At 64.3% G+C, this 25,828-nt stretch carries 21 protein-coding genes; 14 read left to right on the forward strand and 7 right to left on the reverse strand.

Going from position 1 to position 25,828, the window contains the following annotated elements; translation table 11 throughout:
- The 9 genes from HMPREF3067_RS00635 to HMPREF3067_RS00675 all read left to right on the forward strand — a co-directional run.
- Positions 1-627: NUDIX hydrolase (locus HMPREF3067_RS00635; protein ID WP_246819182.1), on the forward strand; the 627-nt coding region annotated here is incomplete at its 5' end.
- The gene (locus HMPREF3067_RS00640; RefSeq protein WP_070767824.1) at positions 627-2,855 is read left to right on the forward strand and encodes a hypothetical protein; all 2,229 of its coding nucleotides are present in this window, start codon (positions 627-629) and stop codon (positions 2,853-2,855) included. The genes HMPREF3067_RS00635 and HMPREF3067_RS00640, both read left to right, overlap by 1 nt.
- A 19-nt stretch (positions 2,856-2,874) precedes the next feature.
- Positions 2,875-6,261 carry a murein biosynthesis integral membrane protein MurJ gene (gene murJ / locus HMPREF3067_RS00645; RefSeq protein WP_070767825.1) on the forward strand — a complete coding sequence of 1,129 codons (3,387 nt, stop codon included), beginning with the start codon at positions 2,875-2,877 and terminating at the stop codon, positions 6,259-6,261.
- A gap of 212 nt (positions 6,262-6,473) precedes the next feature.
- Complete coding sequence (locus HMPREF3067_RS00650; RefSeq protein ID WP_070767826.1) at positions 6,474-7,007, forward strand: YceI family protein; 534 nt, start codon at positions 6,474-6,476, stop codon at positions 7,005-7,007.
- Between the two features lie 104 nt (positions 7,008-7,111).
- Positions 7,112-9,664: an aminopeptidase N gene (pepN, locus tag HMPREF3067_RS00655; protein WP_070767827.1), complete on the forward strand. Its 2,553-nt coding sequence runs from the start codon at positions 7,112-7,114 to the stop codon at positions 9,662-9,664.
- 94 nt (positions 9,665-9,758) lie between these two features.
- Positions 9,759-10,436, forward strand: a complete 678-nt coding sequence (locus HMPREF3067_RS00660) for an RNA polymerase sigma factor (protein WP_246819183.1) — start codon at positions 9,759-9,761, stop codon at positions 10,434-10,436.
- Between the two features lie 133 nt (positions 10,437-10,569).
- On the forward strand, positions 10,570-11,496 hold the full coding sequence (trxB, locus tag HMPREF3067_RS00665) for a thioredoxin-disulfide reductase (RefSeq protein WP_070767828.1): 927 nt from the start codon (positions 10,570-10,572) through the stop codon (positions 11,494-11,496).
- A 6-nt stretch (positions 11,497-11,502) separates the two neighbouring features.
- The gene (gene trxA / locus HMPREF3067_RS00670) at positions 11,503-11,826 is read left to right on the forward strand and encodes a thioredoxin (RefSeq protein WP_070767829.1); all 324 of its coding nucleotides are present in this window, start codon (positions 11,503-11,505) and stop codon (positions 11,824-11,826) included.
- A 38-nt stretch (positions 11,827-11,864) separates the two neighbouring features.
- Positions 11,865-13,046: an N-acetylmuramoyl-L-alanine amidase gene (locus HMPREF3067_RS00675; RefSeq protein ID WP_070767869.1), complete on the forward strand. Its 1,182-nt coding sequence runs from the start codon at positions 11,865-11,867 to the stop codon at positions 13,044-13,046.
- Between the two features lie 80 nt (positions 13,047-13,126).
- Here HMPREF3067_RS00675 and HMPREF3067_RS00680 read toward each other — a convergent pair whose 3' ends face one another.
- From HMPREF3067_RS00680 to rpmH, 7 genes are read right to left on the reverse strand one after another with little or no spacing between them, the layout of a single operon-like run.
- Positions 13,127-14,215 carry a ParB/RepB/Spo0J family partition protein gene (locus HMPREF3067_RS00680; protein ID WP_070767830.1) on the reverse strand — a complete coding sequence of 363 codons (1,089 nt, stop codon included), beginning with the start codon at positions 14,213-14,215 and terminating at the stop codon, positions 13,127-13,129.
- Between the two features lie 4 nt (positions 14,216-14,219).
- Positions 14,220-15,071, reverse strand: a complete 852-nt coding sequence (locus HMPREF3067_RS00685; RefSeq protein WP_070767831.1) for a ParA family protein — start codon at positions 15,069-15,071, stop codon at positions 14,220-14,222.
- Between the two features lie 10 nt (positions 15,072-15,081).
- Entirely contained in the window at positions 15,082-15,690 is a 609-nt protein-coding gene (rsmG, locus tag HMPREF3067_RS00690) for a 16S rRNA (guanine(527)-N(7))-methyltransferase RsmG (protein WP_070767832.1), read from the reverse strand.
- A gap of 54 nt (positions 15,691-15,744) precedes the next feature.
- Positions 15,745-16,722 (reverse strand): membrane protein insertase YidC, encoded by a 978-nt coding sequence (gene yidC, locus HMPREF3067_RS00695; RefSeq protein ID WP_083319060.1) that lies wholly within the window; start codon positions 16,720-16,722, stop codon positions 15,745-15,747.
- 12 nt (positions 16,723-16,734) lie between these two features.
- On the reverse strand, positions 16,735-17,004 hold the full coding sequence (gene yidD, locus HMPREF3067_RS10895) for a membrane protein insertion efficiency factor YidD (RefSeq protein WP_210400060.1): 270 nt from the start codon (positions 17,002-17,004) through the stop codon (positions 16,735-16,737).
- Positions 16,992-17,348, reverse strand: a complete 357-nt coding sequence (gene rnpA / locus HMPREF3067_RS00700) for a ribonuclease P protein component (RefSeq protein WP_070767833.1) — start codon at positions 17,346-17,348, stop codon at positions 16,992-16,994. The genes yidD and rnpA overlap by 13 nt, the downstream gene beginning before the upstream one ends.
- A 5-nt stretch (positions 17,349-17,353) precedes the next feature.
- Positions 17,354-17,497, reverse strand: coding sequence for a 50S ribosomal protein L34 (gene rpmH / locus HMPREF3067_RS10900; protein ID WP_035106118.1), 144 nt, complete (start codon positions 17,495-17,497; stop codon positions 17,354-17,356).
- A 660-nt stretch (positions 17,498-18,157) separates the two neighbouring features.
- Between rpmH and dnaA the strand changes: the two genes are divergently transcribed.
- The 5 genes from dnaA to gyrB all read left to right on the forward strand — a co-directional run bounded on the left by dnaA (position 18,158) and on the right by gyrB (position 25,820).
- Complete coding sequence (dnaA, locus tag HMPREF3067_RS00705; RefSeq protein ID WP_070767834.1) at positions 18,158-19,825, forward strand: chromosomal replication initiator protein DnaA; 1,668 nt, start codon at positions 18,158-18,160, stop codon at positions 19,823-19,825.
- Between the two features lie 703 nt (positions 19,826-20,528).
- A complete protein-coding gene (gene dnaN, locus HMPREF3067_RS00710) occupies positions 20,529-21,719 on the forward strand; it encodes a DNA polymerase III subunit beta (RefSeq protein ID WP_070767835.1) in 1,191 nt (396 codons plus the stop codon).
- A gap of 25 nt (positions 21,720-21,744) precedes the next feature.
- Positions 21,745-22,929, forward strand: a complete 1,185-nt coding sequence (recF, locus tag HMPREF3067_RS00715) for a DNA replication/repair protein RecF (RefSeq protein WP_070767836.1) — start codon at positions 21,745-21,747, stop codon at positions 22,927-22,929.
- Positions 22,929-23,633, forward strand: a complete 705-nt coding sequence (locus HMPREF3067_RS00720) for a DciA family protein (RefSeq protein WP_246819184.1) — start codon at positions 22,929-22,931, stop codon at positions 23,631-23,633. Before recF ends, HMPREF3067_RS00720 begins: the two co-directional genes overlap by 1 nt.
- Positions 23,634-23,747: 114 nt before the next feature.
- A complete protein-coding gene (gene gyrB, locus HMPREF3067_RS00725; RefSeq protein ID WP_070767837.1) occupies positions 23,748-25,820 on the forward strand; it encodes a DNA topoisomerase (ATP-hydrolyzing) subunit B in 2,073 nt (690 codons plus the stop codon).
- Positions 25,821-25,828 lie beyond the last annotated feature (8 nt).

Below are 25,828 nucleotides of genomic sequence, written 5' to 3' on the forward strand. Positions count from 1 at the left end.
AAGTCGCGGCGCGGCGGGCGCGCGAACAACGCCCGCAAGGGCGGCAAGAATACCCGCACCCATTCCAAGTCCCGCGGCGGGCGCGGCGGCAACAACTCCCGGCGCCAGGCGGCGGCCAGCCACATGACCACCCGGGACGAGACCTCGGCGGGCGGCCTGGTGGTCTCCGGCCTCGCCGAAGCCGGCCACGACGGCGGCGAGGTGGATCTCACCCGCATCTACGTGGCGCTGATCGGCCGGCTCGACCGCCGGGGCCGCCTGCTGTGGTCCATGCCGAAGGGCCACGTAGAGCCCGGGGAGCCGCGGCACACCACCGCCGAGCGCGAAGTCTGGGAGGAAACCGGCGTGCGCGGCGAGGTCTTCGCCGATCTGGGCACTATTGATTACTGGTTCGTCTCCGACGGGGTGCGCATCCACAAGACAGTGCACCACCACCTGCTGCGCTTCGTCGACGGCATCCTCAACGACGAGGACCCGGAGGTCACCGAGGTGGCCTGGATCCCCGTCTCCGAACTCATCGAGCATTTGGCCTACGCGGACGAGCGCAAGCTGGCCCGCATTGCCCACGACGTCCTGCCGGACATGGCCCGTCAGGAGGCAGCTGCCGGGAAGGCCACGCCGCGGTGATGGGACGCCGACTCCGCCGCCTCACCGCCGGTACGACCGCCTGCCTGGCCGTAGCGCTCGGAATCAGCACCGGCGGCCCGGCGGCCGCCCCCGACGCGACCGCGCAGGATGCTGAATCCGCCGCCTGGGGCCAGGCGCGCCAGCCGGACCAGCTGGGCCTCGAGCTCATCGAGGCCAACCCGGTCCAGGTGGGCGACGCGCTGACCGTGCGCTTCCGGATCCACAACCCGACCGATCAGGCCGTGGAGGACCTGCAGGTCACCACCCGGCGCGGAGATGCGGTGGCCACCACCGCCGAGGCCCGCACGCAGCTGGCCCACGGCTCCTTCCCGTATTTCGGCGCCAGCGCCAACCCCGGGCCCCTGGGACCCGGGGAGACCCGGGAGGTCAGCCTGACGATCCCGACTGGGCTGGAGGGCGAAGGCTCTTTGGCCATGACCGAAGCCGGTATCTACCCGTTGCTCTACACGCTAACCGGCACCCGCGATGGGGAACCGGTCAGCCTGTCGGAGGACCGCACCCTGCTCGACCTCGCCCCTAAACCGGACGAAAAGGAACAGGGCGAAGCCGCGGGCCCCGCGGCCGAAGACGCAGAAAACATAGAAGAGACAGAGAACTCCGAGCCCCACGACCTGTCCGTTATTTATCCGATTACTGACACGGTGGACATCGTGCCGGGGGATACCGGCGGGCAGTCGCTGATTTTGGAGTCCGATCACTTGGCCCAGTCCCTCTCGCCCGGGGGACGGCTGGATCGCCTGGTAGATAGCTACCTGTCCCACGACTTGCAGGGCGCGGCCTGTGCGGCGTTGGACCCGGCGCTACTCAGCGTGGTCGAGCGCATGGAAGACGGCTACACCGTCCATGATTCCCGGCCCTCAGTGGCGCACCAGACCAAGCGCCTGCGCGATTCGTGGTTTAACGATGACGCGGACTACCGCGGCGAGACCGGGCAGGGCAGTAGGGCCGCCGGCGAGTGGCTGGCTAAGATCAAGCAACTCGACTGCGTTATGGCCATGCCCTGGGCGGACGCGGATCCTTCCGCCGTGCGCAATGTGGACAACGCCTGGCTCGACCACGAGGCCTTCGCGCACGGCGCCGAGATCATCGAGCGCCTGGCCGGCCGCCCGCTGGCCAGCAACGCCCTGGTGGGCAGCAAGGGCTACGTCACGGAAGACCTCGGCCGGCCCGCCGTCGTGGCCGATAACAGCATCTGGGAAGGCCAGGCGCTTTCCTTCGACGCATCTCTGGGGAGCCTGCTGGCCCAGACCGGGACGCGGCCGCAGACCACGGCCTATTCCAACCCGGAGCTGCGCTACGACTACCGGGTGGACTCCGTCCTCGCGCGGGACTTGAGCGCCGCCGCAGCACTCCGGCTAGGCGCCCAGGAGGAAGACACCCTGGCCGTGCTGCCCGCCACCCTGGAGCCGGCCACCGCCGACCAGGTGCTCGCCACGGGCGAGGCCGTACTGGGGGATCACACCGCGCGCGCCAAGCCAATTTCCGCGCTGTCGCTGGAAACCAACGAGGCGGCGGAGCAGGGTTTGCCGGCCGGCAGCCCCTACGTGGACCCGGCTGCTTTCGATGCCACCCAGACCGGGCGCGTCAAGCAGCAGGCGAAGTACGCCGACGAGCTGACCAAGATCATGGTCAACGATCCGCATATCGCACTGACCCGCTACGGCTTTACCCAGCCGTTGCGCCACGATCTACTCACGGCGCTTTCGGCCACCCGGCGGACCAGCCTGCCGACCGCTAAGGAATCGGAAGAGGCTTCCACCCGGCGCCTGGACGCCAACTCGAACACGCTGCAGGAGCTGCGCTCCTCGGTGACGCTGTTGCCGCCCGGCAACGTCTACACGCGCGTCTCGGAGTCCTCGCCGCTGCTCATCGTGGCGGAAAACGGTCTGCCGCTGCCGGTGGAGGCCACGCTGGAGTACCAGGGCCCGGATAACGCCCGGTTGAACACGCCGGAGCGGGTTCGGATCCCCGCCACCGGCTCTATTACGGTGAACATGACCGCCGATCTGCCCGAGCAGACCGACCGCATCCGTATGGAACTGTGGCTGGCCACCCCGGAATCCGACATGATCTCGCAGCCGATAAGTATCGCCGTGCAGACCCGAGCCGGTATCCTCAGTGTCTATGGCATCGGCATCGCCGCTGCACTCGCAGTAGGTTTGGCCCTTCTTTTTAAGGTCGGGCGCAAGAAGAAATCAGAGACGTAAAAAGAGCTTAAGTTTTTCTATGACCAACCAGCAGGGCCGCGAGGCTGAATCAGAATCCAGGCACGAAGAACCGAAACCCGCCGGCCTCCGCGGGCGGATCGTTTCGGCGTCGCCGCCGGCTCCCGTGCCCACCCGCCGCGAGCCGGTGAACGTGCCGGCCGCGGAGCCGGTGGAGGACAAGTCGGACCTGCGCGGCAAGAATGCCGATCAGTCCACCAGCGATCGCGACGTCGTGCGCGCGACCGGCACGATGGCCATCGCCACGCTGCTGTCGCGTATCACTGGCTTCCTCCGCCAGATGCTTATCGGCGCCACCCTGGGCGCGGCCGTCGGCACGGCGTTCAGCTCCGCCAACCAGATCCCCAACCTCGTCACCGAGATCGTGCTGGGCGCGGTGCTGACCTCGCTGGTGGTGCCGGTGCTGGTGCGCGCGGAGAAGGAGGACTCCGACCGCGGCGAGGTCTTCATCCGCCGGCTGTTCACGCTGGCCTTTAGCCTGCTCGGCGTGGTCACGTTGCTCTCAGTGCTGTTTGCTCCGCTGCTGACGGAGTTGATGCTGCCCGAAGATTCCAAGGCGAACTCGATCCAGGCGATCTCCTTTGCCTACTTCCTGCTGCCGCAGATTTTCTTCTACGGGCTCTTCGCGCTGTCCCAGGCGGTGCTCAACACGAAGAACATCTTCGGCCCGGGCGCGTGGGCGCCGGTGATCAACAACATCATCTCTATCTCGGTGCTGTTGATGTACCGCTTCCTGCCGGGCAGCCTGCACCCGGACGCGCCCAGCCCGGTGACCGACCCGCACGTCATCCTGCTGGGCTTGGGCACCACCACGGGCGTGGTGGTCCAGGCCCTGATCCTGCTGCCGTACCTGAAAAAGGCCGGCATCAACATGCGTCCGATGTGGGGTCTGGACGACCGCATCAAGCAGTTCGGCAGCATGGCGGTGGCCATCATCGCTTACGTGGCCATTTCCCAGGCCGGCTACGTGGTCACCTCCCGGGTGGCCGCGCACGCCGACGCCGGTGCGCCGCTGGTCTACCAGAACGCCTGGCTGCTGCTGCAGGTGCCCTACGGCATCATCGGCGTCACGCTGCTGACCGCCATCATGCCGCGGCTGTCGCGCAACGCGGCCGACGGCGACGTCGACGGCGTGGTCCGGGACCTGACGCTGAGCTCCAAGCTGACCTTCATCGCGCTGATCCCGATCGTCATCTTCATGACGGCCTTCGGCACGCCAATCGCACGCGCTCTTTTCCAATACGGTTCCTACGGCGCCGACAGCGCCGAGCAGCTCGGCCTGACCATCAGCTTCTCCGCCTTCACACTGATCCCTTATGCGCTGGTGCTGCTGCATCTGCGCGTCTTCTACGCCCGCGAGGAAGCCTGGACCCCGACGTTTATCATCGCCGGCATCACCTTCACCAAGGTGGTGCTGACCCTGCTGGCGCCGTTGGTGGCCAGCACCCCGGAGCACGTGGTCATCCTGCTGGGTACCGCCAACGGCTTCGGCTTCATCTCCGGCGCGGTCATCGGCGCGTTCCTGCTCAAGCGCAAGCTGGGATCCCTGGGCGGCAAGGAGCTCAGCCGCACGATCGTGTGGGCCACGGTTTCCGGCGTAGTGGGCGTGGCCATCACGATGGCCGCGAACTGGCTGGTGGGCCTGGTGCTGCCGGATCCCATGCCGTCCATCTTCTACCTGCTGCGCGTTATCGTCTTCGGGATCCTCTTCGTCGTCATTACCGGCCTGGTGCTGTCCCGCTCCGGCCTGCCCGAGGTCCAGAACCTGGGCCGGGCCCTGCACCGCATCCCGGGCATGGCCCGCTTCATCAAAGTCGACAACTCCCAGGCCATCGAGGTCGAAGAGCCGGAGCTGCAGGAAATCCAGTCCGTGTTCACGCAGGACTCCTTCAACTCCTCGCCGGTCCCGCCGCCCATGTCGGCCGGCATTGTCCGCGGCCCCCGGCTGGTCCCGGGCGCGCCCGTCTCCGACGGCCGCTTCCGCCTGCTCAAGGACCACGGATCCGTGGCCGGCGCCCGCTTCTGGCAGGCGCGCGAGCAGTCCACCGGCCGGACGGTGGCGCTGACCTTCGTGGACACCACCAACCAGGCGCCATTCGCGCCGGCAAACCCGGGCCAGGCCGCGCGCCGCTCCGCCGCGGTGGCCCGCAACACCCGCAAGCTGGGCGAGCTCGGCCTGACCTCGGTGGCGCCAAACATCGAGGTGCTGTCCTACCGCTCCGGCTGCCTGGTGGTGGCCGACTGGGTTGCCGGCACCGAGCTGAAGATGGTTGCCGCCTCCGACGGGCTGGACCCGCACGCGGTCGCCCACGCGATGGGCTACATGGTCGAGGACACCGCCACCGCCCACGAAGCCGGCGTGCTCATGGGCCTGGATCACCGCGACCGCATCCGGATCTCCACCGACGGCGTGGCCGTGCTGGCCTTCCCGGCGGTGCTGAGCGACGCCGCGGAGTCCACCGACCGTGAGAGCCTGAGCTCCGCACTCGACATGCTGGTCGAGTCGACCTCGCCCACGCCGAAGGTGCTGCGCGATATCGCCGCCGATGCTGAGCTCTCCGGCGAGGAGATAGCGGGCGAGGTGGAGCAGGCCTACCGGGAGCTGGACGCCGCGGGCGCGGACGACAAGGAAGACAAGGAGGAGGCGCTGGCCGCCGCGCAGGGCAAGACCCTGGCCGGAATTGCCCACCGCCTCTACGACTTCGCCCCGGACGATCCGGAAGGCGATGAGGCCCTGCCGGTCAGCCAGCTGCCGGACGATACCCCGGAAGAGACCCCGGAACCGACCGCCGGCTTCGGCGGGCGCGGCTACTCGGGCTCCGGCGTGCTGCTCATCGGCGTACTCGCCACCATCTTCGTGGTGCTCATGGCGGCCCTGACCACCTGGGTGATGTCGATCCTGGGCAACAACACCGAGAACGCGCCGATCAACACGGAGGCGGTCAAGCAGGCCGAGCCGACCCTGCTTTCCGGCCCGCCGCTGCTCCTCGATGCCCAGTCGGCCCACACCGTGCCGGCGAACAAGGACGCCAAAGACCTCATCGACGGCGACAAGTCCACCCGCTGGTCCACCGAGAAGGCGGAGACCGGCGTGGTCCTGCGCCTTGAGGATCCGGTGCAGCTGCGCGACGTCATCATCGATCAGTCGGGGAGCTCCCAGGCGAAGGTGGAAATCTACGCGGTGGAGTCAGAGACCTTCGACCCCACGAACCCGCAGCTCGACGGGCTGCCGCAGCTGGCCAGCGAACCGCTACAGGGCTCGCGCACCTCGCTGGATCTGAAGGAGAAGCCGGAGTTCTACGACGGCCTGCTGGTCTGGATCAGCGAACTGCCGAAGAATAAGAAGGCCACCCTGGCCGATATCCGCGTCGCCGGAGTGCCGCAGTAGCTTTTCTTCCGCTGCGGCCCCGGCAGATTCCCGCAGCTAGCGGTTAGTTTATCCGTTAACTAAAAAGTTATCCCCTAGCAGGGGTTGACAGAGTTAAACCTTGGTGTATCATCAGTTGTAGACGCATCAACAAACGGTGCGCGGAGAAATACATAGACTGGCGCTTGCCAAACAAACATCGCCTACTACACCGACTACTTCAAGGAGTAACAATGACCAACCTCGCAGGTAACTTCGTTCTGGACCCGGCCCACACCACCATCGGCTTCGTCGCCCGCCACGCCATGGTGACCAAGGTCCGCGGCAACTTCACCGAGTTCGACTCCCACATCACCATCGCGGACAACATCGCTGACTCCCAGGCCAAAGCCACCATCAAGGCTGGCTCCATCGACTCCGGCAACGCCGACCGCGACAACCACGTCAAGGGCGAGGACTTCTTCAACGTTGAGTCCTTCCCGGAGATCACCTTCACCGCCACCGAGTTCAAGGTGGACGAGTCCGGCAACGGCTCCGTCACCGGCGACCTGACCATCAAGGGCACCACCAAGCCGGTCACCCTGGAGGTCGAGACCGACGGTATCGCCGAGGACCCGTTCGGCAACACCCGCCTGGGCTTCGAGGCCAAGGGCAAGATCAACCGCACCGACTTCGGCGTTGACTTCAACGCCCCGCTCAAGACCGGCGGCGTGCTGGTCTCCGAGGAAATCAAGCTGGAGATCGAGGCCTCCGCTATCAAGCAGTAAGGCGCTCGCCTCCTTCCAGCCCCAACCAGACCCCGGGTCGGCTCGTAGACTTTGCGAAGCCGATTCCGGGGTTTCCGGCGTTTTCAGGCACTACTGTGGTGGCTATGACTTCGCAGACTGCCTCCGTGCCCGAACCCGCCACCCTCACCCAGGAGGCGGCGCGCCACCGCAGCGAGAACCTGCGGGTGGACTCCTACGATCTGCACCTGGATCTGAGCGCCGCGGCCACCCAAGCCACCTTCGGCGTGCACGTCGTCGTGGAGTTTTCCACCGCTGACCCGCACGTCTTCCTGGACTACCTGGGCGCCAGCGTGGATAGCGTCACCCTCAACGGCCAGCCGAGCCCGTTTGCCTTCGCCGACGGCTGGCTGACCCTCGACGACGTGCCGGTGGGCCAGACCGTGCGCCTCGAGGTCCACGGCCAGAGCCGCTATTCCCGCACGGGCCAGGGCCTGCACCGCATGGTGGACACGGCGGACGACGCCGTCTATATCTATTCCCACCTGGAGCCCTCCGACGCCCGCCGCATCTTCCCGTGCTTCGACCAGCCGGACCTGAAAGCCGCCTTCAGCGTCCACATCACCGCCCCCGCCACCTGGCAGGTGCTGTCCAACCAGCCGGAAGTCAGCCGCACCGACTGCGGCGACGACTGCGTAACCGTTAGCTTCGCACCCACCCCGCCGCTGTCGACCTACCTGACCGCCTTCGCGGCCGGGCCCTACCGCGTGGTGGAGGACACCTGGGCCCCGGAGAGCGACAGCGCCCAGCCGATCCAGCTGCGGGCCTTCGCCCGTGCGTCCATGGCGGACTACCTCGACGCCGAGATCCTTGAGCTGACCCAGCAGGGCCTGGGCTTCTTCCACGCGCACTACGACTTCCCGTACCCGTGGGGCAAGTACGACTCCATCTTCGTGCCGGAATACAACCTGGGCGCCATGGAAAACCCGGGCCTGGTCACCTTCACGGAGAAGTACCTCTTCCGCTCGCAGGCTACCCGCGCCCAGCACGCCGGGCGGGCGAACACCATCCTCCACGAGATGTCGCACATGTGGTTCGGCGACCTGGTGACCCCGCGCTGGTGGGACGATCTGTGGCTGAAGGAGTCTTTCGCCGAGTTCATGGGCGCGGATTCCTCGGTGGAGGCCACCACCTACACGGAGGCCTGGGCGAATTTCGCCGGCAGCCGCAAGAACTGGGCCTGCCAGCAGGACCAGCTGCGCACCACGCACCCCATCAAGGCGGAGATCCTGGACGTGGACGCCGCCCGCCAGAACTTCGACGGCATCACCTACGCCAAGGGCGCCGCCGTGTTGAAGCAACTGGTCCACTACGTCGGCCGCGAGGCCTTCTACGCCGGTGCGCGGGACTATTTCGCCGCCCACGCCTTCGCCGCCGCTACCTTCGACAACTTCCTGGACGCGCTGGCTGGGCACACCGACCGCGACCTGCCGGAGTGGGCGCGGCACTGGCTGCGCACCACCGGCATCGACAGCCTGCGCCCGAAGGTCACCGGCACCACAACCATCGAGCACCTCTCCGTTCTCAGCGAGGACCCGGAATCCACCCGCCCGCACCGCCTGGACGTGACGCTGCTGGACGAGCGCTTGCGAAAGCAGGCCACCTTCGACGTCGATATTGCAGCGGGCGCCGGAGCCACGGAGATCCCCGCTGCCGCCGGGCTGGACCTGCCCGCGCTGGTTGTGGTCAACGACTCGGACCACGCCTACGCCAAGGTGGGCTTCAACGACCGTTCCCTGGAGACCATCCGCACCCGACTATCCGAGATCGACAGCGATCTGACCCGGGCGGTGATCTGGACCGGGGTGTGGAACATGACCCGCGACGGCGCTTGGCCGGTCAGCCAGTACGTGGAGACGGTCACCCGCCACGCCGCCGCGGAGACCAACGCGACTTTGCTTGCCACCGCGCTGAACAACGCGCACTACGCGATCAACTGCTTCGTGCCAGAGGCCGAGCAGGACCCGGCCCGCACCAACTTCGCGGACCGGCTCTGGGACCTCCTCCACCGGGCAGCGCCCGGCTCCGACGAGCAGCTCATCCTGACCCGCAGCACGATTGCCGCCCTGGCCGCCGCGCCCGGCGACGCCCCTATCGCGCGCCTGAAGGAGCTGCTGGACGGGCAGCTTGCCGGTCTGCGCCTCGATCCGGATGTGCGCTGGTCCCTGGTCAAGGCCCTGCGCGCCCGCGACGCCTTCAGCGCCGAGGATCTGGCGGCGGAGCAGGCTAACGATGCCACGCTGACCGGCGCCGCAGCCGCCCTCGGCGCGCGCTATTCCACCCCGGACGCCGCCACCAAGCGCGAGGTTTTCGACCTGGTAACCACCCCGGAGAAGTTCTCCAACGCCCAGATCGACTCCCTGTTGGCTGCCTTCAACGCCCCGCGCTCGAAGGCCCTGCGCGAGCCCTTCGCCCAGGCCTATTTCGATAAGCTGTCGCACCTCTGGGAGTCCCACCCCATCGAGATTGCCAACCGGCTGGTCCGCGGCCTCTACCCGTACCTGCCGGACAGTGACGCGGCCACCACCGCCTTTATCGAGAGCCACCAGCCCCCGCGCGCGCTGGCCCGCGTGCTGACCGAATGCCAGGACGAGCTGCGCCGCCGGCAGGCCGTGAAGGCCTCGCCGGCCCGGCACTAGGAGCCCCTTCCCGAGAAAACTTCGCCTCCCCGAGTGGCGCAGGTCGCAAAAATAAGGTGGAATAGGAGTCACCATCACTTTTTAAAACTCGGGGGTGTTTCAAGCGATGGGCTCGGGGGAGACTCTATCCAGCCATAAAACTGACCAAGCAGATCACACAGACAACACAGACAACACAACCAGCACAAGCAACGCAAACAGCGCGAGCAGGACTGACAACACGGGACGCGACAAGACCGATCAGGAACTCGTCGACGCGTATATCGGGGGAGACGGCAAGGCGTTTTCCGCCATCGTGGAGCGCCACCGCTCGCGCCTGACCACCGTGGCGCGGCGGTACACGCACAACGACACGGACGCCCAAGACATCGTGCAGGAGGCGCTGCTGCGTGCCAGCCGGAAGCTGCACACCTACCGGCGGGAGGCCCGGCTGGGCACCTGGCTGCACCGGCTGGTGATGAACTCCGGCTACGACTTCCTCAATCACCGCTCCAACCGGGAGAATTATTCCCTGGACGCGGGCGTCGTGGACGAGGACTACAACCACCTTTTGGCCTGCACCGACGACCGGGACGTGGACCTGCGGTTGACGCTCAGCGCCGCGCTGCGCCTGCTGCGCCCGGATCAACGGGTGGCGTTGTGGCTGATCGACGTCGCCGGCTTCGACGTGGCCGAGGTCGCCCGCCAGCAGGGCGTGGCGCCCGGGACCATCAAGTCCCGCCGCGCCCGGGCCAAGGGGGTCCTTAAAGAAGCCATCTCCTTTAGCCCGTGAGAAACCGGCGAATGGTTAAGGTTGTGTATCAACTTCCCACAGGCCCGCGCTGTCGATGCGGGAGTTTTCCCTAGACCGAGTAGAATCTGGGGCGTTAAGCGACTCGATTTGAATCAAGGGGAGTTACACACACATGACCGTTCACAATGTCGCCATCGTTGGATCCGGCCCGGCCGGCTACACCGCGGCGCTGTATGCGGCCCGCGCGGAGTTAAACCCCATCGTCTTCGAAGGTTTCGAATACGGCGGCGAGCTGATGAACACCACCGAGGTAGAAAACTACCCCGGCTTCCAGAAGGGCATCATGGGCTCGGACCTCATGGAGGAAATGCGCGCTCAGGCCACCCGTTTCGGCGCTGACCTGCGCATGGAGGTCGTCGACTCCGTGGAGCTCGACGGCGAGATTAAGAAGCTGCACGTCGGCGACGAGGTCTTCGAGGCCCGCACCGTCATCCTGGCGACCGGCGCCGCCCCGCGTCACCTGGGCGTGCCGGGTGAGCAGGAGCTGACCGGCCGCGGCGTGTCCACCTGCGCGACCTGCGACGGTTTCTTCTTCAAGGGCCACAACATCGCGGTCATCGGCGGCGGCGACTCCGCCATGGAGGAGGCGACCTTCCTGACCAAGTTCGCGGAGACCGTGACCATCGTGCACCGTTCCGAGAACTTCCGCGCCTCCAAGATTATGCTGGAGCGCGCGCAGCAGAACCCGCAGATTAAGTGGGAGCTCAACCAGACCGTCGAGCGCGTCCTCGAAGAAGACGGAAAGGTCAGCGGTCTGGAGCTGCGCAACGCGGTGACGGGGGAGACCAAGACCCTCGACGTGACCGCCATGTTCGTGGCCATCGGACACGACCCGCGCTCGGCCTTCCTGGAGGGCCAGGTGGACCTCAACGAGGCCGGTTACGTCACCGTGACCCACCCGGGCACCCAGACCAACCTGCCAGGCGTCTTTGCCTGCGGCGACTTGGTCGATGACCACTACCAGCAAGCTATCACCGCCGCCGGCTCCGGTTGCCGCGCGGCGATCGATGCGGAACATTTCCTCGCGGAGAATCGTTAAATTATTATGAGCAATGTCAAAGAAGTGACCACTGATAACTTCCGTTCCGAGGTTATCGAGGCCGGTAAGCCGGTCGTCGTCGATTTCTGGGCGGACTGGTGCGGTCCCTGCAAGAAGCTCTCCCCGCTGCTGGACGAGATCGCAGAAGAGCTGGGCGACAAGGTCGGCGTCGTGAAGGTCAACGTCGAGGAGCAACGCAACCTGGCGGCCATGTTCCAGATCATGTCCCTGCCGTCGGTGCTGATCTTTAAAAACGGCGAGAAGGTCGAGGAGTTTGCTGGTTTGCGCAGCAAGGAAGACATTCTGTCCAAGATCAACAACCACCTTTAACCGTGGTTCAGGGATGCTTGAAGGATGAAGGAATGAATGTGAATCGCGTTTTAAGTGTGGGCGACACCAGCGTGCGCGTCGCTGAGGCACGCGCGAACCTGGCTCGCCTCGGCCAGCTGACTCAGTACTCCGGCGAAGTAAGCGCCTGGAAGAAGCAGAGCTACTCGGAGCAAGACAAGTACTTTGATGCTGAGTTGGCGGAAGCGATCAAGGCTTTCCAGCAGTCGCGAGGGATCATCCCCTCCGGTCGCATTGATGACATGACGCTGCGGGAGATGCGCCTGGCGTCCTATTCCCTCGGCACCCGTGTCCTGCAGTTCCAGCAGGGCAGCGAGCTGGTCGGCGACGACGTCTCGCAGCTCCAATCCCAGCTGGAAGAGCTTGGTTTTTACCACAACCGCGTGGACGGGCACTTCGGCCAGTACACCCATGACGCGCTGGCTGATTACCAGCTCAACAGCGGCCTACAGGCCGACGGCGTGTGCGGTCCGGTCACCCTCCGAGCCTTAAGCCTGCTGGGGCGCCGGATCACCGGCGGCTCGGCACACAACATCCAGGAGCGCGAGCGCGTGCGCAACGCGGGCCCGAAGCTCAGCGGCAAGCGCGTGGTTATCGACCCGGGCCTCGGCGGCTCCCGCAAGGGCCTGACCGTGACCGGGCGCTACGGCGAGATCACCGAGGAAGAGCTCATCTGGGATCTCGCCCAGCGCGTCGAGGGCCGCATGATTGCCGCCGGGATGGAGACCATCCTCTCCCGCCCGCGCATGCACGATCCGTCGATCAAGGAACGCTCCGAAATGGCCAACGCCTTCGACGCGGACCTGGTCATCTCCCTGGCCTGTGACTCCTACGCCAACGAGAAGGCCAACGGCGTAGCCACGTTCTACTTCGGCTCCGAGTCCGGCAACTCCTCGCTCATCGGGGAGACCCTTTCCGGGTTCATCCAGCGCGAAATCGTGGCGCGCACGAACCTGACCAACTGCCGCAACCACGGCCGCACCTGGGAGCTGCTGCGCTTTACCCAGATGCCCGTCGTGCAGGTGGTGCTGGGCTACCTGACCAACCCGCACGACACGGAGGTCCTCACCGATCCCACCAAGCGCGACGATATCGCCGAGGCCATTGTCGTGGCCGTCAAGCGCCTCTACCTCATGGACGAGGACAACCTGGCCACCGGCACCTACAAGTTCGCCGAGCTGCTCGAAGCCGAGCAGTCCTAGGACCTAAAAAGCCACGGTCAACACAAAAGCCAGCGTCGGGACTCTCGACGCTGGCTTTTGTGTTCCGCGGGAAGCCGCGGCTAGTTCTTCTCACCCTCGATGAGGGACATGATGCGCTCGAAGTCTTCCTGGTCACCGAATTCCACGACCATCTTGCCTTTGCGCTTGCCCATGGTCACCGTGACCTTGGTGTCGAAGCGATCGGACAGCCGCTCGGCGGAGTCGGTGAAGTACTGCGGCTGCACCGGCGCCTGGCGCTTGGCCGGTTGCTCGGCCTTGCCCTGCCGCTTGTAGAGCGTCACGGCCTCCTCCGTGGCGCGCACGGACAGGCCCTCGGCTACGATGCGGTTGGCGATTTCTTCCATCGCCTCGGCTGAATCCAGGCCCAGAAGGGCGCGCGCGTGGCCGGAGCTGAGCACCCCGGCGGCGACGCGTTTTTGCACCGCTACCGGCAGGCGCAGCAGGCGCAGCATGTTGGTCACCTGCGGGCGGGAGCGGCCCAGGCGGTCGGCCAGCTCATTCTGCGTGACCCCGAATTCCTCCAGCAGCTGCTGGTAGGCGTTGGCCTCTTCCAGCGGGTTGAGCTGCACGCGGTGGAGGTTTTCCAGCAGGGCGTCGCGCAGCATGCTGTCGTCGGTGGTGTCCCGCACGATGGCCGGCACCGTGGCCAGGCCCGCCTTGGCGGAGGCGCGCCAGCGGCGCTCACCCATGATGAGCTCGAAGCCGCCCTCTTCCGAAGGCCGCACGACAATGGGCTGTAGGAGGCCGAATTCCTTGATCGAGTGGACCAGCTCCTTGAGCTCGTCCTCGTCGAAGACCGTACGTGGCTGCTTCGGGTTGGGCAGAATGTCGCCCACGGGGACCTCGCGGTAGGTGGCCCCGATAGCGGCCGGCTTCGGCTGCTTCTTCTTGCCGGTGTTCCCGGACTGGATGGTGGGAGCGCCCTTCACGCGCTTGCCCTCGGAACCGCCCTCGGAGGAGCCTTCAGCGGGCGTGCGCGAGGTGGCGTTGCCCAGGATGACGTCCGCCGCGGAATCCCCCAGGCGGGGCTTGCGGGTCGGCGCGTCCGGTCCGGACGGGATGAGTGCCGCCAAACCGCGGCCGAGGCCGCCGTGCTGCGCCTTCGGTGCCTTGCCCGCCTTGGGTGCTCCTGCTTTCTTGTCCGCCATGGTTTTAGCCTTCCTCCAATTCCGCGAAAATTTCCGGGCTTACCCCAATGGCGCCCGTGGTGGGGTGGGGGCGGTAGTCGCCCCGCTCATCGAGTTCCCGGGCGGCCGCCACGTAGGCGCGCGCACCAGTCGATGACGGATCATAGTCCACGACGGTCTTGCCGTAGCCTGGGGCTTCCGAGACCCGAATGGAGCGCGGGATGACATTGCCCAAGACGACGGCGCCGAACTGATCGCGGACCTCGTCAGCGACCTGCTCGGCCAGCTTCGTGCGGGCGTCGAACATGGTCAACAGCACGCCCGAGATGTGCAGATCCTCGTTCAGGTGCTCCCGGATCATGGAGATATTGCCCAGCAGCTGGCCCACGCCCTCCAGGGCGTAGTACTCGCACTGAATGGGGATGATGACTTCTTCCGCACACGTCATCGCGTTGATGGTGAGCAGGCCCAGTGAGGGCGGGCAGTCGATAAAGACGTAGTCGAATTCGTGCTCGTCCAAAAAGCCCTTGTGCAGGGCGTCGTACAGGCGGAACTCGCGCCGTACCAAAGAGACCATCTCGATCTCCGCCCCGGCCAGATCAATAGTGGCGGGGATGCAGTACAGGTTGTCCACATCCGGGCACTTCTGCATGGCCTGGTCTGCGCGGCAATCACCCAGCAGCACTTCGTAGCTGGAGTCCGTGCTCGAATTGTGAGCCGCCCCGACAGCGGTAGAGGCGTTGCCCTGCGGGTCCAAGTCGACCACCAACACCTTGTGCCCGGAATCCGCCAGTGCGGCGGCGAGGTTCACGGCGCTGGTGGTCTTGCCGACACCGCCTTTTTGGTTGGCGATGGTGATAAGCCGGGGAGTAGTCATGCCCACTACTCTAGTTCACGCGCGGGACACGGATGACGGTGGTTCCCCGCACCGTAGTGACCTCGGCTTTACCGCCGCCGGCCCGCTTAATATCCGCGGCATCCCGCTCGAGCTCGTAGCGTACCGACTCGCCCTTTAAGGCGATCATCTCGCCGCCTTTGCGCACCAGCGGCAGAGACCACTTGGCCAACTTACCCAGCGGCGCCACCGCGCGGGAGGTCACCACGTCGCAGCCGCTAACGGCCTTCTTGATGGGGCCTTCCTCGGCGCGCCCGCGCCAGACGGTGACGTTGTCCAGGCCCAGCAGGTCTACCACCTCGTTGAGGTAGTTGTAGCGCTTGAGGAGGGGCTCAACCAGATCCAGGTGCAGATCCGGGCGGGCGATGGCCAGCGGGATGCCCGGCAGGCCGGCGCCCGAGCCGACGTCGACCACGCGGGCATCGGCAGCAATGAGCTCTTCGACCACGGCGCAGTTGAGCAGGTGGCGGTCCCAGAGGCGCGGCACCTCGCGGGGGCCGATAAAACCACGAGTGGACCCGTCCGTAGCGAGCGAGTCGTGGTAAGCCTGCGCCAGCGGCAGGCGGGAACCGAATACTACAGACGGGTCCAGTTGGGACACTCTATTCTCCGTTTTCTTGTGGTGTACTCCTGAGAAACTAGCCCGAAAAAGGAGCTAGCCCTGACGGCGCTGCTTCTTGCTGCGGTTGTCCTTCTTGCGCGCCCCCGGCTTCGGAGCCGTGGTGCGCTTGAGCTCGCGCTTGGCCTCTTCCTCGGCTTCTTCCTCAGCGTCCATCTTGGCGTAGATGGTGCGGGTCTGGAAGAAGGTCCAAACGGTGTTGGCCAGCATGTAGAACAGCAGGCCGATGGGCCAGATGAAGCCGGAGAAGACCAGCATGCCCGGCATGACCCAGAGCATCATCTTGTTCATGACAGCCATCTGCTGCTGCATCATCTGCGCGTTATCGCCCTCCGGCGCGTTGACCTTGCCGGCCTGGCGGCGCTTCTCCTGGCGGTTCAAGCTCGTACGGGCGTTGAAGTGGGTCAGGGTCGCAATGATGGCAATCAGCGGCACGATGATAACGGCCGCCTGGCCGACGGTAACGTCCTCGAGGACCGGGGAGTTCACGCGTAGGTTGGCCACCAGCGGAACGCCAAAGATCTTCGCGTCCAGGAACTGCTGGACCAGCTCGGGGCTGAAGATGTAGTTGGCGGTCTGGCGGTTTTGCTCGACCGTCATCGGCTCGCCGGCCGTGTGGCCTAGCCCGCCCGCCACGGAGACGGTTCGGTCGAAGGAGCGCAGGACGTGGAACAGGCCGATGAACATCGGGATCTGGGCCAACATCGGCAGACAGCCGGCCACCGGCTTGACGCCCGACTCCTTGTAGACCTTCTGCATCTCTTCGGCAGCTTTGGTCTTGTCGTTGGCGTATTTGCTGCGGATCTCCTGCATCTTCGGCTGGATCTCCTGCATGCGACGCGAGGACCTGATCTGGGTGATGGCCGGCTTAACCATGATCGCCTTCAAGGTCCACGTCAGCAGAACAATCGCCAGGATCCAGGTGATACCGGCCGCCGGATCGAGCACGAAGCTCAGCAGCCAGTGCCAGAACCACAGGACGGCCGAAATAGGCCAGTAGATGATATTAAGCACTGAAACGAATTCCTAAGTTTTCTTCTTTACTGGATCAAACCCGCCGGGATGCCACGGGCCGCACTTTGCCAAGCGCGCCAGTGCCATCCCGGTGCCGCGCACGGCCCCATGCACCGAAATAGCTTCCAGTGCATAAGCGCTGCAGGTCGGTTCGAAACGACAGGTCGAAACCAGTTTAAGGCCTGATAAATGTTTTTGGTAGAAGCGCACCATAGCAACCAACGGCTTCGCTACGCCACGAGCAGCCGGGATTTCTTCCCCGGAGCTATTTAGGTACGACATGCGCGGGCCAAGGCCTTCCGCAGGTCGGCGTCCAGCTGGGCGCTCGGGGCGTTACCGCTGGCAGGCAGGGCGCGGATCACCACGTCGTAGTGCCCGGGCAGTTCGTCTAGCAGTCCGAGGCACACATGGCGAAGCCGCCGGGAGGTGCGGTGGCGAACCACGGCGTTCCCGACGGCTTTCGAGACCACCAGCCCGAACCGCGGACCTGTGACCGCGATATCGTCACGCTGGTAAGAAGTGTCTAAGACATGCACCACGAGGGTGCGTGACCCAGCCCGGCGCCCGCCTTTAATGGTCCGGCGAAATTGCGCCGGCGAGGTGAGCTTATGGGGTTTAGGGAGCACTTGTCTTAAGCGGTCAGCTTAGCGCGACCCTTCTTGCGACGTGCGGCCACGATGGCGCGACCTGCACGGGTGTTCATACGAGTACGGAAGCCGTGCTTGCGCGCACGACGACGGTTGTTCGGCTGGAACGTCCGCTTTCCCTTTGCCACGGTAAAACTCCTTGAAATTTGGGTGTGGAGGCGCAGAGCGCAAACCCTCGCCTCCACGACGATTAGATTCCGTAAAGCGCAACCAAAGCGCGCGATCTTGGCGCGAGTTATGCATTTACGCGCAACCATAAAGTTGCGATAGACCCTGACAGATTACGTGACGAACCCACCTCGGAACAAATCGACACACAGGGGTACCCGAAATTACAAAGATGTTGTTTCGCCCAGCTAAGGCCATAGATTTGCCAGTCTTACTGGGATTGTGCCATCACCGTGACACCCACGCCGGGAAGCGACACGCGAAGGGACGAAATCGCCCGCTAGACAGCGCCGCGATCGAAGGGGTATCAATGAAGAATCGATATTCCACAGGAAGCACTCGGGTGTGGATAACCCTTAATTGACAGTTGAGACTTACGGAGTTTCCCGAGGTCAAAACCAGTAAACACCCGGGTGGAGTTTATCCACACCCTATCGTATAGGCTGTGGATAAACTGATCTTTCACACCTGTGAAAACTTCTGTGGAGACCGAGGTTAACCACAAATTCCCGTTGTGGAAGACCCCGTGGAAAACTGTAATTTCGGCAATCCGCGCGTCCTCCGGCGCGCTTTTAGCTTCTAACTGTCCCTATCCGTCAACGAGAATAAAAGGCAACGGTGTGTCTGATCCGCAAGCGAACATAAACGCCACCTGGCGAACTGTGGTCGATGATCTCTTGGCTCAATCCGAGCAGCCAGACTCCGACGTACCAACCTTTACCCACTCCCAGCGGCTGTACCTGCAGATCGCCCGTCCCATCATGGTCATGAACGGCTACGCGCTGATCGCCGCGCCCGATGAAACCGGCAAGCGCACCCTCGAGCAGGAACTGGGCCACTACATCACCAAGTCCCTCAACCGGCACCTAGCCAGCCCCTGCGCGCTGGCCGTGACGGTCGCCGCCCCCGAAGCCCCCGTCGCGCCGCAGCAGACCCCGGAACCAGAACCGGAACCCGAGCCGGGCCTGCACCAAGTGGACGTGACCAAGATGCCGGACTTCCCGCACCAGATCACGGATCCGACCACCTCCCAGACCGCTACGCAGCCGGCGCCGGAGCAGCGCGAGTTCAGCGAACAGCCGCACCGCCGCGAGCCGTGGTCCCAGACCCACGCGCCGGCCAGCCTGGACGAACTGGCGGATCACTACCAGCAGCAACAGCCGGAAGCCCCCGCCCCGGTGGAGCAACCGCAGCAGACACCGCACTACGGCAACCGGATGCCGCGCGAGGAGCCGGCGCACGATCCGAACCGCGATCAGTCGCTGAACCCGAAGCACACCTTCGACAGCTTCGTCATCGGCTCGTCCAACCGCTTCGCCAACGGCGCGGCCGTCGCAGTCGCCGAAAACCCGGCCCGCGCTTACAACCCCCTGTTTATCTGGGGTGGCTCCGGCCTGGGCAAGACGCACTTGCTCCACGCCGCCGGCAACTACGCGCAGTACCTGCACAAGGGCCTGCGGGTCAAGTACGTTTCCTCCGAAGAATTCACCAACGACTACATCAACTCCCTGCGCGACGACCGCCAGGAGTCCTTCAAGCGGCGCTACCGCAACCTGGACATCCTCATGGTCGACGACATCCAGTTCCTGGAGGGCAAGGAGTCGACGCAGGAGGAGTTCTTCCACACCTTCAACGCCTTACACCAGGCCAACAAGCAGATCATCTTGTCGTCTGACCGCCCGCCCAAGCAGCTGACCACCCTGGAGGACCGTCTGCGCACCCGCTTTGAGGGCGGACTCATCACGGATATTCAGCCGCCGGACCTGGAAACGCGCATTGCCATCCTGATGAAGAAGGCGGCCGCCGACGGCACCACCGTCGACCGCGCGGTCCTGGAGCTCATCGCCTCCCGCTTCGAGTCCTCGATCCGCGAGCTGGAGGGCGCGCTCATTCGCGTCTCGGCCTATTCTTCGCTAGTCAACGAGCCCATCAACGTCGAGATGGCCGAGATCGCCCTGCGGGACCTGGCCCCGGATGCCGCCGATGCCCAGATCACCCCGGCCACCATCATGGACGTGACCGCGGAGTACTTCGACATCGAGGTCTCCACGCTGACCGGCGCCGGCAAGAAGCGCACCGTCGCCCACGCGCGCCAGCTGGCCATGTACCTATGCCGCGAGCTCACCGAGCTCTCCCTGCCGAAGATCGGCGATCACTTCGGCGGCAAGGATCACACCACCGTCATGTACGCCGATCGCAAGATCCGCAAGGAAATGACGGAAAAGCGCGCCACCTACGACGAGATCCAAACCCTGACCCAACGGATCAAGGCCCGCGGGCGCAGCTAACCGCAACAAAGAACACAGAGCCCAAGGCCCGCCATCTCCCCGAGGGACGGCGGGCCTTTCTGCGTCTCTAGTCCTCCGGCCTATCCTCTCGGTCACTCGGTAACTCGGACGCAGGGTCGGTGTCATTTTTGGAATTACACAACCCGCAGCCCGCCACCAGCCCTTCCGGTCCGGCCTCACACTGGGCGTCGCACCAGCTCGCAGCGGGGAAAGAAGTTTATCCACAACGATTATCCACACCTGTGTAATTACAGATTTGTAATTCATAGATCCGACTCACAAAAATGAATTACACAGGGCAAACACCTCCGGCTCCATCTGTGAGGGGATTTGTGTAATTCCGGTGATCAAACCGCGCACCCCTGTGATCAAATGACAAGAATCCGAGTTTGATCACAAATCGGCCGATTTGATCACAGAATGATCACAGCCGAACCCACAACCCGGATCTGCGCTCCGAACTTGTCATTTAGGGCGCTATCCACAGATCCCACAGCGGTTATTACTACTGCTACTTTAAATTTCTAGAGATCCAACAAAACTAGGGTGTGTGAAAAAGTCCGGCCCCGACTCGCCTCGCCCACCGAGACGGCCCGGACTAGAATGACAAAATGTCGTTCAACCCGCGGATCGAGCGCGGGTACTGATCGGGTAAGTTGGAAGCACTTACATAATTCGCGAATTTCTAGGAGCTAGACCCACCATGGATGATTCCTCTTCCGTGTCATTCCGCGTGGCCAAGGACGACCTGTCCAGCGCAGTCGCCTGGGTTGCTCGCAACCTGCCAACCAAGGTCACGCAGCCTGTCCTGCGCGCTATGCTCATCACCGCTGACGAGCAGGGACTGGAACTTACCGGCTTTGATTACGAGGTATCCACGCGCGTGCGGATCCCGGCGGAAGTGGAAAACCCCGGCCGAATTGCCGTTGCCGGCAAGCTGATCGCTGAGATTGTGGCTAACCTGCCCAACCAGCCGGTGGACCTGCGCCTAGACGGCAACAAGGTTTTGTTGACCTGTAGCTCCTCTCGCTTCGAGCTGCCGCTTATTCCCCTGGATGATTACCCACAGCTGCCGACGCTGCCGGAGATCACCGGCACCATTAACCCGCAACTCTTCGTGGACGCGATCTTCCAGGTCGCTTCAGCTGCCGGTAAGGATGACACGCTGCCGATGCTCACGGGCGTGCACATGGACATCCAGGGAAAGACCATTCACCTCACGGCCACGGACCGTTTCCGCCTGGCTATGCGCACGGTGGAATGGGAGCCGGAGGATGACAGTATCGAGGCCAAGCTCCTGGTCCCGGCGAAAACTCTGCAGGACAACGCCCGCACGCTGGATACCAGCCTGAACACCCCGGTCGAGATTGCGGTCGGCACCGGTGAGAACATTGGCGGCGACGGCCTGTTCGGCCTGCACGCCGACAGCCGCGAGACCACCACGCGCATGCTGGACGCGGACTTCCCGAACGTCGCCCCGCTGCTGCCTAAGACCCACACGGCGATGGCCTCCATTGAGATTGGTCCGCTGCAGGAAGCCATCCGGCGCGTGTCCCTGCTGACGGAGCGCAACGCGCAGATCCGCATGCAGTTCACGTCCGGCCAGGTGATCCTGTCCGCCGGCGGTTCGGATTCCGGTACCGCGGAGGAAACCCTGCCGTGTGCCTTCTCCGGCGTTCCGGAGCTCATTATCGCGTTTAACCCGAGCTACCTGAAGGATGGCCTGGGCGTGGTGCACACCGACCGCGTGGTTTTCGGTTTTACCGAACCGTCCCGGCCGGCCATCATGATCCCGGAACCTGAAAACATGCCGGAGGCAGACGCAGACGGTAACTTCCCGACCCCGGAGACCGACTTCACTTACCTGCTTATGCCGGTTCGCCTGCCCGGTTAAACAGAAAGCGGGGTGCGTCTAACGCATGTATATTCGCGATCTGGATCTGCGGGATTACCGTTCCTGGCCCAACTTGCACTTAAAGCTCGAGCCGGGAATCACCCTGTTCGTGGGCCGCAACGGTTTTGGCAAGACGAATATCGTCGAGGCGGTGGGCTATACCGCCCACCTGTCTTCGCACCGCGTCAACCACGACGCTCCGCTCATCCGCCAGGGCGCCCAGAATTCCCGTGTTTCCATGACCGCGGTCAACCAAGGCCGGGAGCTGACCACCCACCTTTTACTCAAGCCCCATGCCGCCAACCAGGCCCAGATCAACCGCACCCGCCTGAACTCGCCCCGCGAGCTGTTGGGCGTGGTCAAGACGGTTCTCTTTTGTCCGGAGGACCTGGCCTTGGTTCGTGGCGAGCCCGCCGAGCGCCGGGCCTACTTGGACACCATCATCGCCTCGCGCACCCCGCGGCTAGCCGGGGTCAAGGCGGATTACGACAAAGTGCTCAAGCAACGCAACGCCTTGCTGAAGTCGGCATCGCCGGCCCTGCGCCGCGGCTACCAGGACGACGAGGGCGCCTCGGCGCTTTCCACCTTGGACGTGTGGGACGGGCAGCTGGCGCACCTGGGAGCCCAGGTGATTGCCGCCCGTCTCGAGCTCGTCGATGCCCTGTCCGAGCTCATCCCCGCCGCTTACGCGGGGTTGGCTCCCGAGTCGCGCCCGGCGGAGATTACCTACAAGTCCACGATCGACACCAGTGACCGCGAGGTCTTAGAAGCTGTGCTGCTGGCGGAGTTAGGCAACGCCCGCAACCGGGAGATCGAACGCGGCATCTCGCTGGTCGGGCCGCACCGTGACGATCTCCTCCTGAACCTGGGGCCGCAGCCGGCCAAGGGCTTCGCCAGCCACGGCGAGACCTGGTCGTACACCATCGCGCTGCGCTTGGCGGAGTTCAACCTGCTGCGTCAGGAGGGAAGTGACCCGGTGCTGATCCTGGACGATGTCTTCGCCGAGCTGGATGCGAAGCGGCGCCAGAAGCTCGTGCACCTAGCCAGCGACGCCGAACAGGTACTCATCACCGCCGCGGTAGATGAGGATCTGCCGGACAACCTCGAGACCATCCACCGCTACGAGGTCACCGTGCGCGATACGGACGAGGGCCGGATCTCGGAAATCTCTGCGGAAGATGATTCCGTGGAAGACTCGGAGGAGCAGTAGTGGCGCGCTGGGTAGAACGCGAAGAATTTGACCCCGACGACCCGGTCAGTGAATTCTTCCACCGCATTCGCCTGACGGCCAAGAACCCGCCCAAGCTGGCTCGCCGGGCCCGCAAGCTGCGGATGGAACCCGGTCGCGAGGATCTTTCGGTACCCGGCCTTGCCGGCAAGCTCCTGGGAAACTCGGCGGAGCGTCCAAAACGCGACGCGGACAACGACGCTCAGGACACCGGCGATGAGCGGGATATTCACTCGATTTCCTCGCTCAAGCGGTATACCGAGATAGACAACTACCAGGGCTACCAGGAGGGCCGTCCTAGTGGCGCCGACGGCCGCCGGGTGGCACGCTCCATCGGAGTCCCTAGCCTCGGCATGGCGTTGGGCCGCGAGATCATCGAGCGCGGTTGGCAGCAGGACCTGGCCCACGGCTGGATCATGGGGCACTGGGCCCTGCTGGTCGGCGAGCGTATCGCCGCGCACACCCGGCCAGAAAAGATCGATAGACAGACGGTCTACATCCAGACCGATAACTCCAACTGGGCCACGGAGCTGCGCTACCTGCAGCGCCAGATTATCAAGCGAATCGCCGAAACCATTGGCCCCGATGTCGTCACCGAGCTGAAGATCGTAGGTCCCAAGCAACACCGCAACTACCAGGGCCGGATGTGGGTCAAACCTCAAGGCTCTCAAGACACCTACGGCTAATTTAGCCCTTAAAAGGCGGTTTTAAGGCGTGGTTGCCGGCCTTCCGTAGGGGACCACAGTGTAGAATGGTAAAGGTCTTAAAACTAGCTATAGCCAAAAGGAGAACGTAGTTCCGTGGCTGAACAACCAGCATATGATTCCGGATCAATCACGATCCTGGAGGGCCTCGAGGCAGTTCGCAAACGCCCGGGCATGTACATCGGTTCCACCGGCATACGCGGCCTACACCACCTGATCTGGGAGGTCGTGGACAACTCGGTCGATGAGGCGATGGCAGGTTACGCCACCAAGGTAACCGTGCGCCTGCTCAAGGACGGCGGGGTAGAGGTCATCGATGATGGCCGCGGTATCCCGGTTTCCATGCATGCCTCCGGCGCGCCCACCGTGCAGGTGGTCATGACCCAGCTGCACGCCGGCGGTAAGTTCGACTCGGATTCCTACGCGGTTTCCGGCGGCCTGCACGGCGTGGGTATCTCCGTGGTCAACGCGCTGTCCACGCGCGTCGAGGCGGAGATCAAGCGCGACGGGAAGCACTGGTACCAGAACTTCGTCAACGCCATCCCGGAGGACCTGGTCGAGGGCGGTAACGCCCGGGGTACCGGCACCACCGTCCGCTTCTGGGCGGATCCGGAGATCTTCGAAACCACCGATTACGACTACGACACGATCGCGCGCCGCCTACAGGAGATGGCCTTCCTGAACAAGGGCCTGACCATCGAGTTGGTGGACGAGCGCGTCACCCAGGAACAGCTCGAGCTCGAGGCCATCGCCGAGGCCGAGTCCGGGGAGTCGCAGCTGGACGCCGCCTCCTTCGACGACGCTGACATCAACGAGGATCCGGCCGACCCGGAATCCGCCGAGGAGCAGGCGGAGGACAAGCCGAAGAAGAAGCTGCAGAAGAAGGCCACGTTCTACTACCCCGAGGGACTGGTGGACTACGTGAAATTCCTCAACAAGACCAAGACTGCGATCCACCCGACCATCGTCAGCTTTGACGCCATCGGTGAGGACCACGAGGTCGAGGTCGCGCTGCAGTGGAACCAGGGCTACAAGGAGTCCGTCCACACCTTCGCAAACACGATTAACACCTACGAGGGTGGCACTCACGAAGAAGGCTTCCGCGCGGCGCTGACCTCCCTGATGAACCGTTACGCCAAGGAGCACAAGCTGCTCAAGGAAAAGGACGGCAACCTCTCCGGCGAGGACTGCCGTGAGGGCCTGGCCGCGGTCATCTCCGTCAAGGTGGGGGACCCGCAGTTCGAGGGCCAGACCAAGACCAAGCTGGGTAACTCCGAGATCAAGGGCTTCGTGCAGCGCGCGGTCAACGAGCACGTCAACGACTGGTTCGACGCCAACCCAGCGGAGGCCAAGGCCATCATCAACAAGGCCGTCTCCTCAGCCCACGCGCGCCAGGCCGCCCGCAAGGCCCGCGAAATGGTCCGTCGCAAGTCCGCCACCGACCTGGGCGGCCTGCCCGGCAAGCTGGCCGATTGCCGTTCCAAGGACCCGAAGATTTCGGAGCTCTACATCGTGGAGGGTGACTCCGCAGGTGGCTCCGCAAAGGCCGGCCGTGACTCTCTCTACCAGGCGATCCTGCCGCTGCGCGGCAAGATCCTGAACGTGGAGAAAGCCCGCATGGACAAGGTGCTCAAAAACGCCGAGGTCCAAGCCATCATTACCGCACTGGGTACGGGTATCCACGAGGAATTCGATATCTCCAAGCTGCGCTACCACAAGATCGTGCTGATGGCCGACGCCGATGTCGATGGCCAGCACATTGCCACGCTGCTGCTGACCCTGCTGTTCCGTTTCATGCCGCAGTTGGTTGAGGAAGGCCACGTCTACCTGGCTAACCCGCCGCTCTACAAGTTGAAGTGGTCCAAGGGCGCCCCGGGTTATGCCTTCTCCGACGACGAGCGCGACGAGCAGCTTCAGGAGGGCCTGAACGCCGGCCGCAAGATCAACAAGGACGACGGTATCCAGCGCTACAAGGGCCTGGGCGAGATGAACGCCAAGGAGCTGTGGGAGACCACCCTGGATCCGACCACCCGCATCCTGCGTCGCGTGGATCTGGAAGACGCCCAGCGCGCCGATGAGCTGTTTTCCATCCTCATGGGCGACGATGTCTCCGCCCGTCGTTCGTTTATTACCCGCCGCGCCAAGGACGTCCGTTTCCTCGACGTCTAAGGCGGCCA

Origin of the sequence: Corynebacterium sp. HMSC04H06 (genome assembly GCF_001815935.1) — a bacterium.
In the GTDB taxonomy this organism is placed as follows: Bacteria; Actinomycetota; Actinomycetes; order Mycobacteriales; family Mycobacteriaceae; genus Corynebacterium.

Coding starts and splice junctions, on each gene's coding strand:
- HMPREF3067_RS00640 (WP_070767824.1), top strand. CDS start 627: ATGGGACGCCGACTCCGCCGCCTCACCGCCGGTACGACCGCCTGCCTG.
- murJ (WP_070767825.1), top strand. CDS start 2,875: ATGACCAACCAGCAGGGCCGCGAGGCTGAATCAGAATCCAGGCACGAA.
- HMPREF3067_RS00650 (WP_070767826.1), top strand. CDS start 6,474: ATGACCAACCTCGCAGGTAACTTCGTTCTGGACCCGGCCCACACCACC.
- pepN (WP_070767827.1), top strand. CDS start 7,112: ATGACTTCGCAGACTGCCTCCGTGCCCGAACCCGCCACCCTCACCCAG.
- trxB (WP_070767828.1), top strand. CDS start 10,570: ATGACCGTTCACAATGTCGCCATCGTTGGATCCGGCCCGGCCGGCTAC.
- trxA (WP_070767829.1), top strand. CDS start 11,503: ATGAGCAATGTCAAAGAAGTGACCACTGATAACTTCCGTTCCGAGGTT.
- HMPREF3067_RS00680 (WP_070767830.1), bottom strand. CDS start 14,215: ATGGCGGACAAGAAAGCAGGAGCACCCAAGGCGGGCAAGGCACCGAAG.
- HMPREF3067_RS00685 (WP_070767831.1), bottom strand. CDS start 15,071: ATGACTACTCCCCGGCTTATCACCATCGCCAACCAAAAAGGCGGTGTC.
- yidD (WP_210400060.1), bottom strand. CDS start 17,004: ATGTCGTACCTAAATAGCTCCGGGGAAGAAATCCCGGCTGCTCGTGGC.
- dnaN (WP_070767835.1), top strand. CDS start 20,529: ATGGATGATTCCTCTTCCGTGTCATTCCGCGTGGCCAAGGACGACCTG.
- recF (WP_070767836.1), top strand. CDS start 21,745: ATGTATATTCGCGATCTGGATCTGCGGGATTACCGTTCCTGGCCCAAC.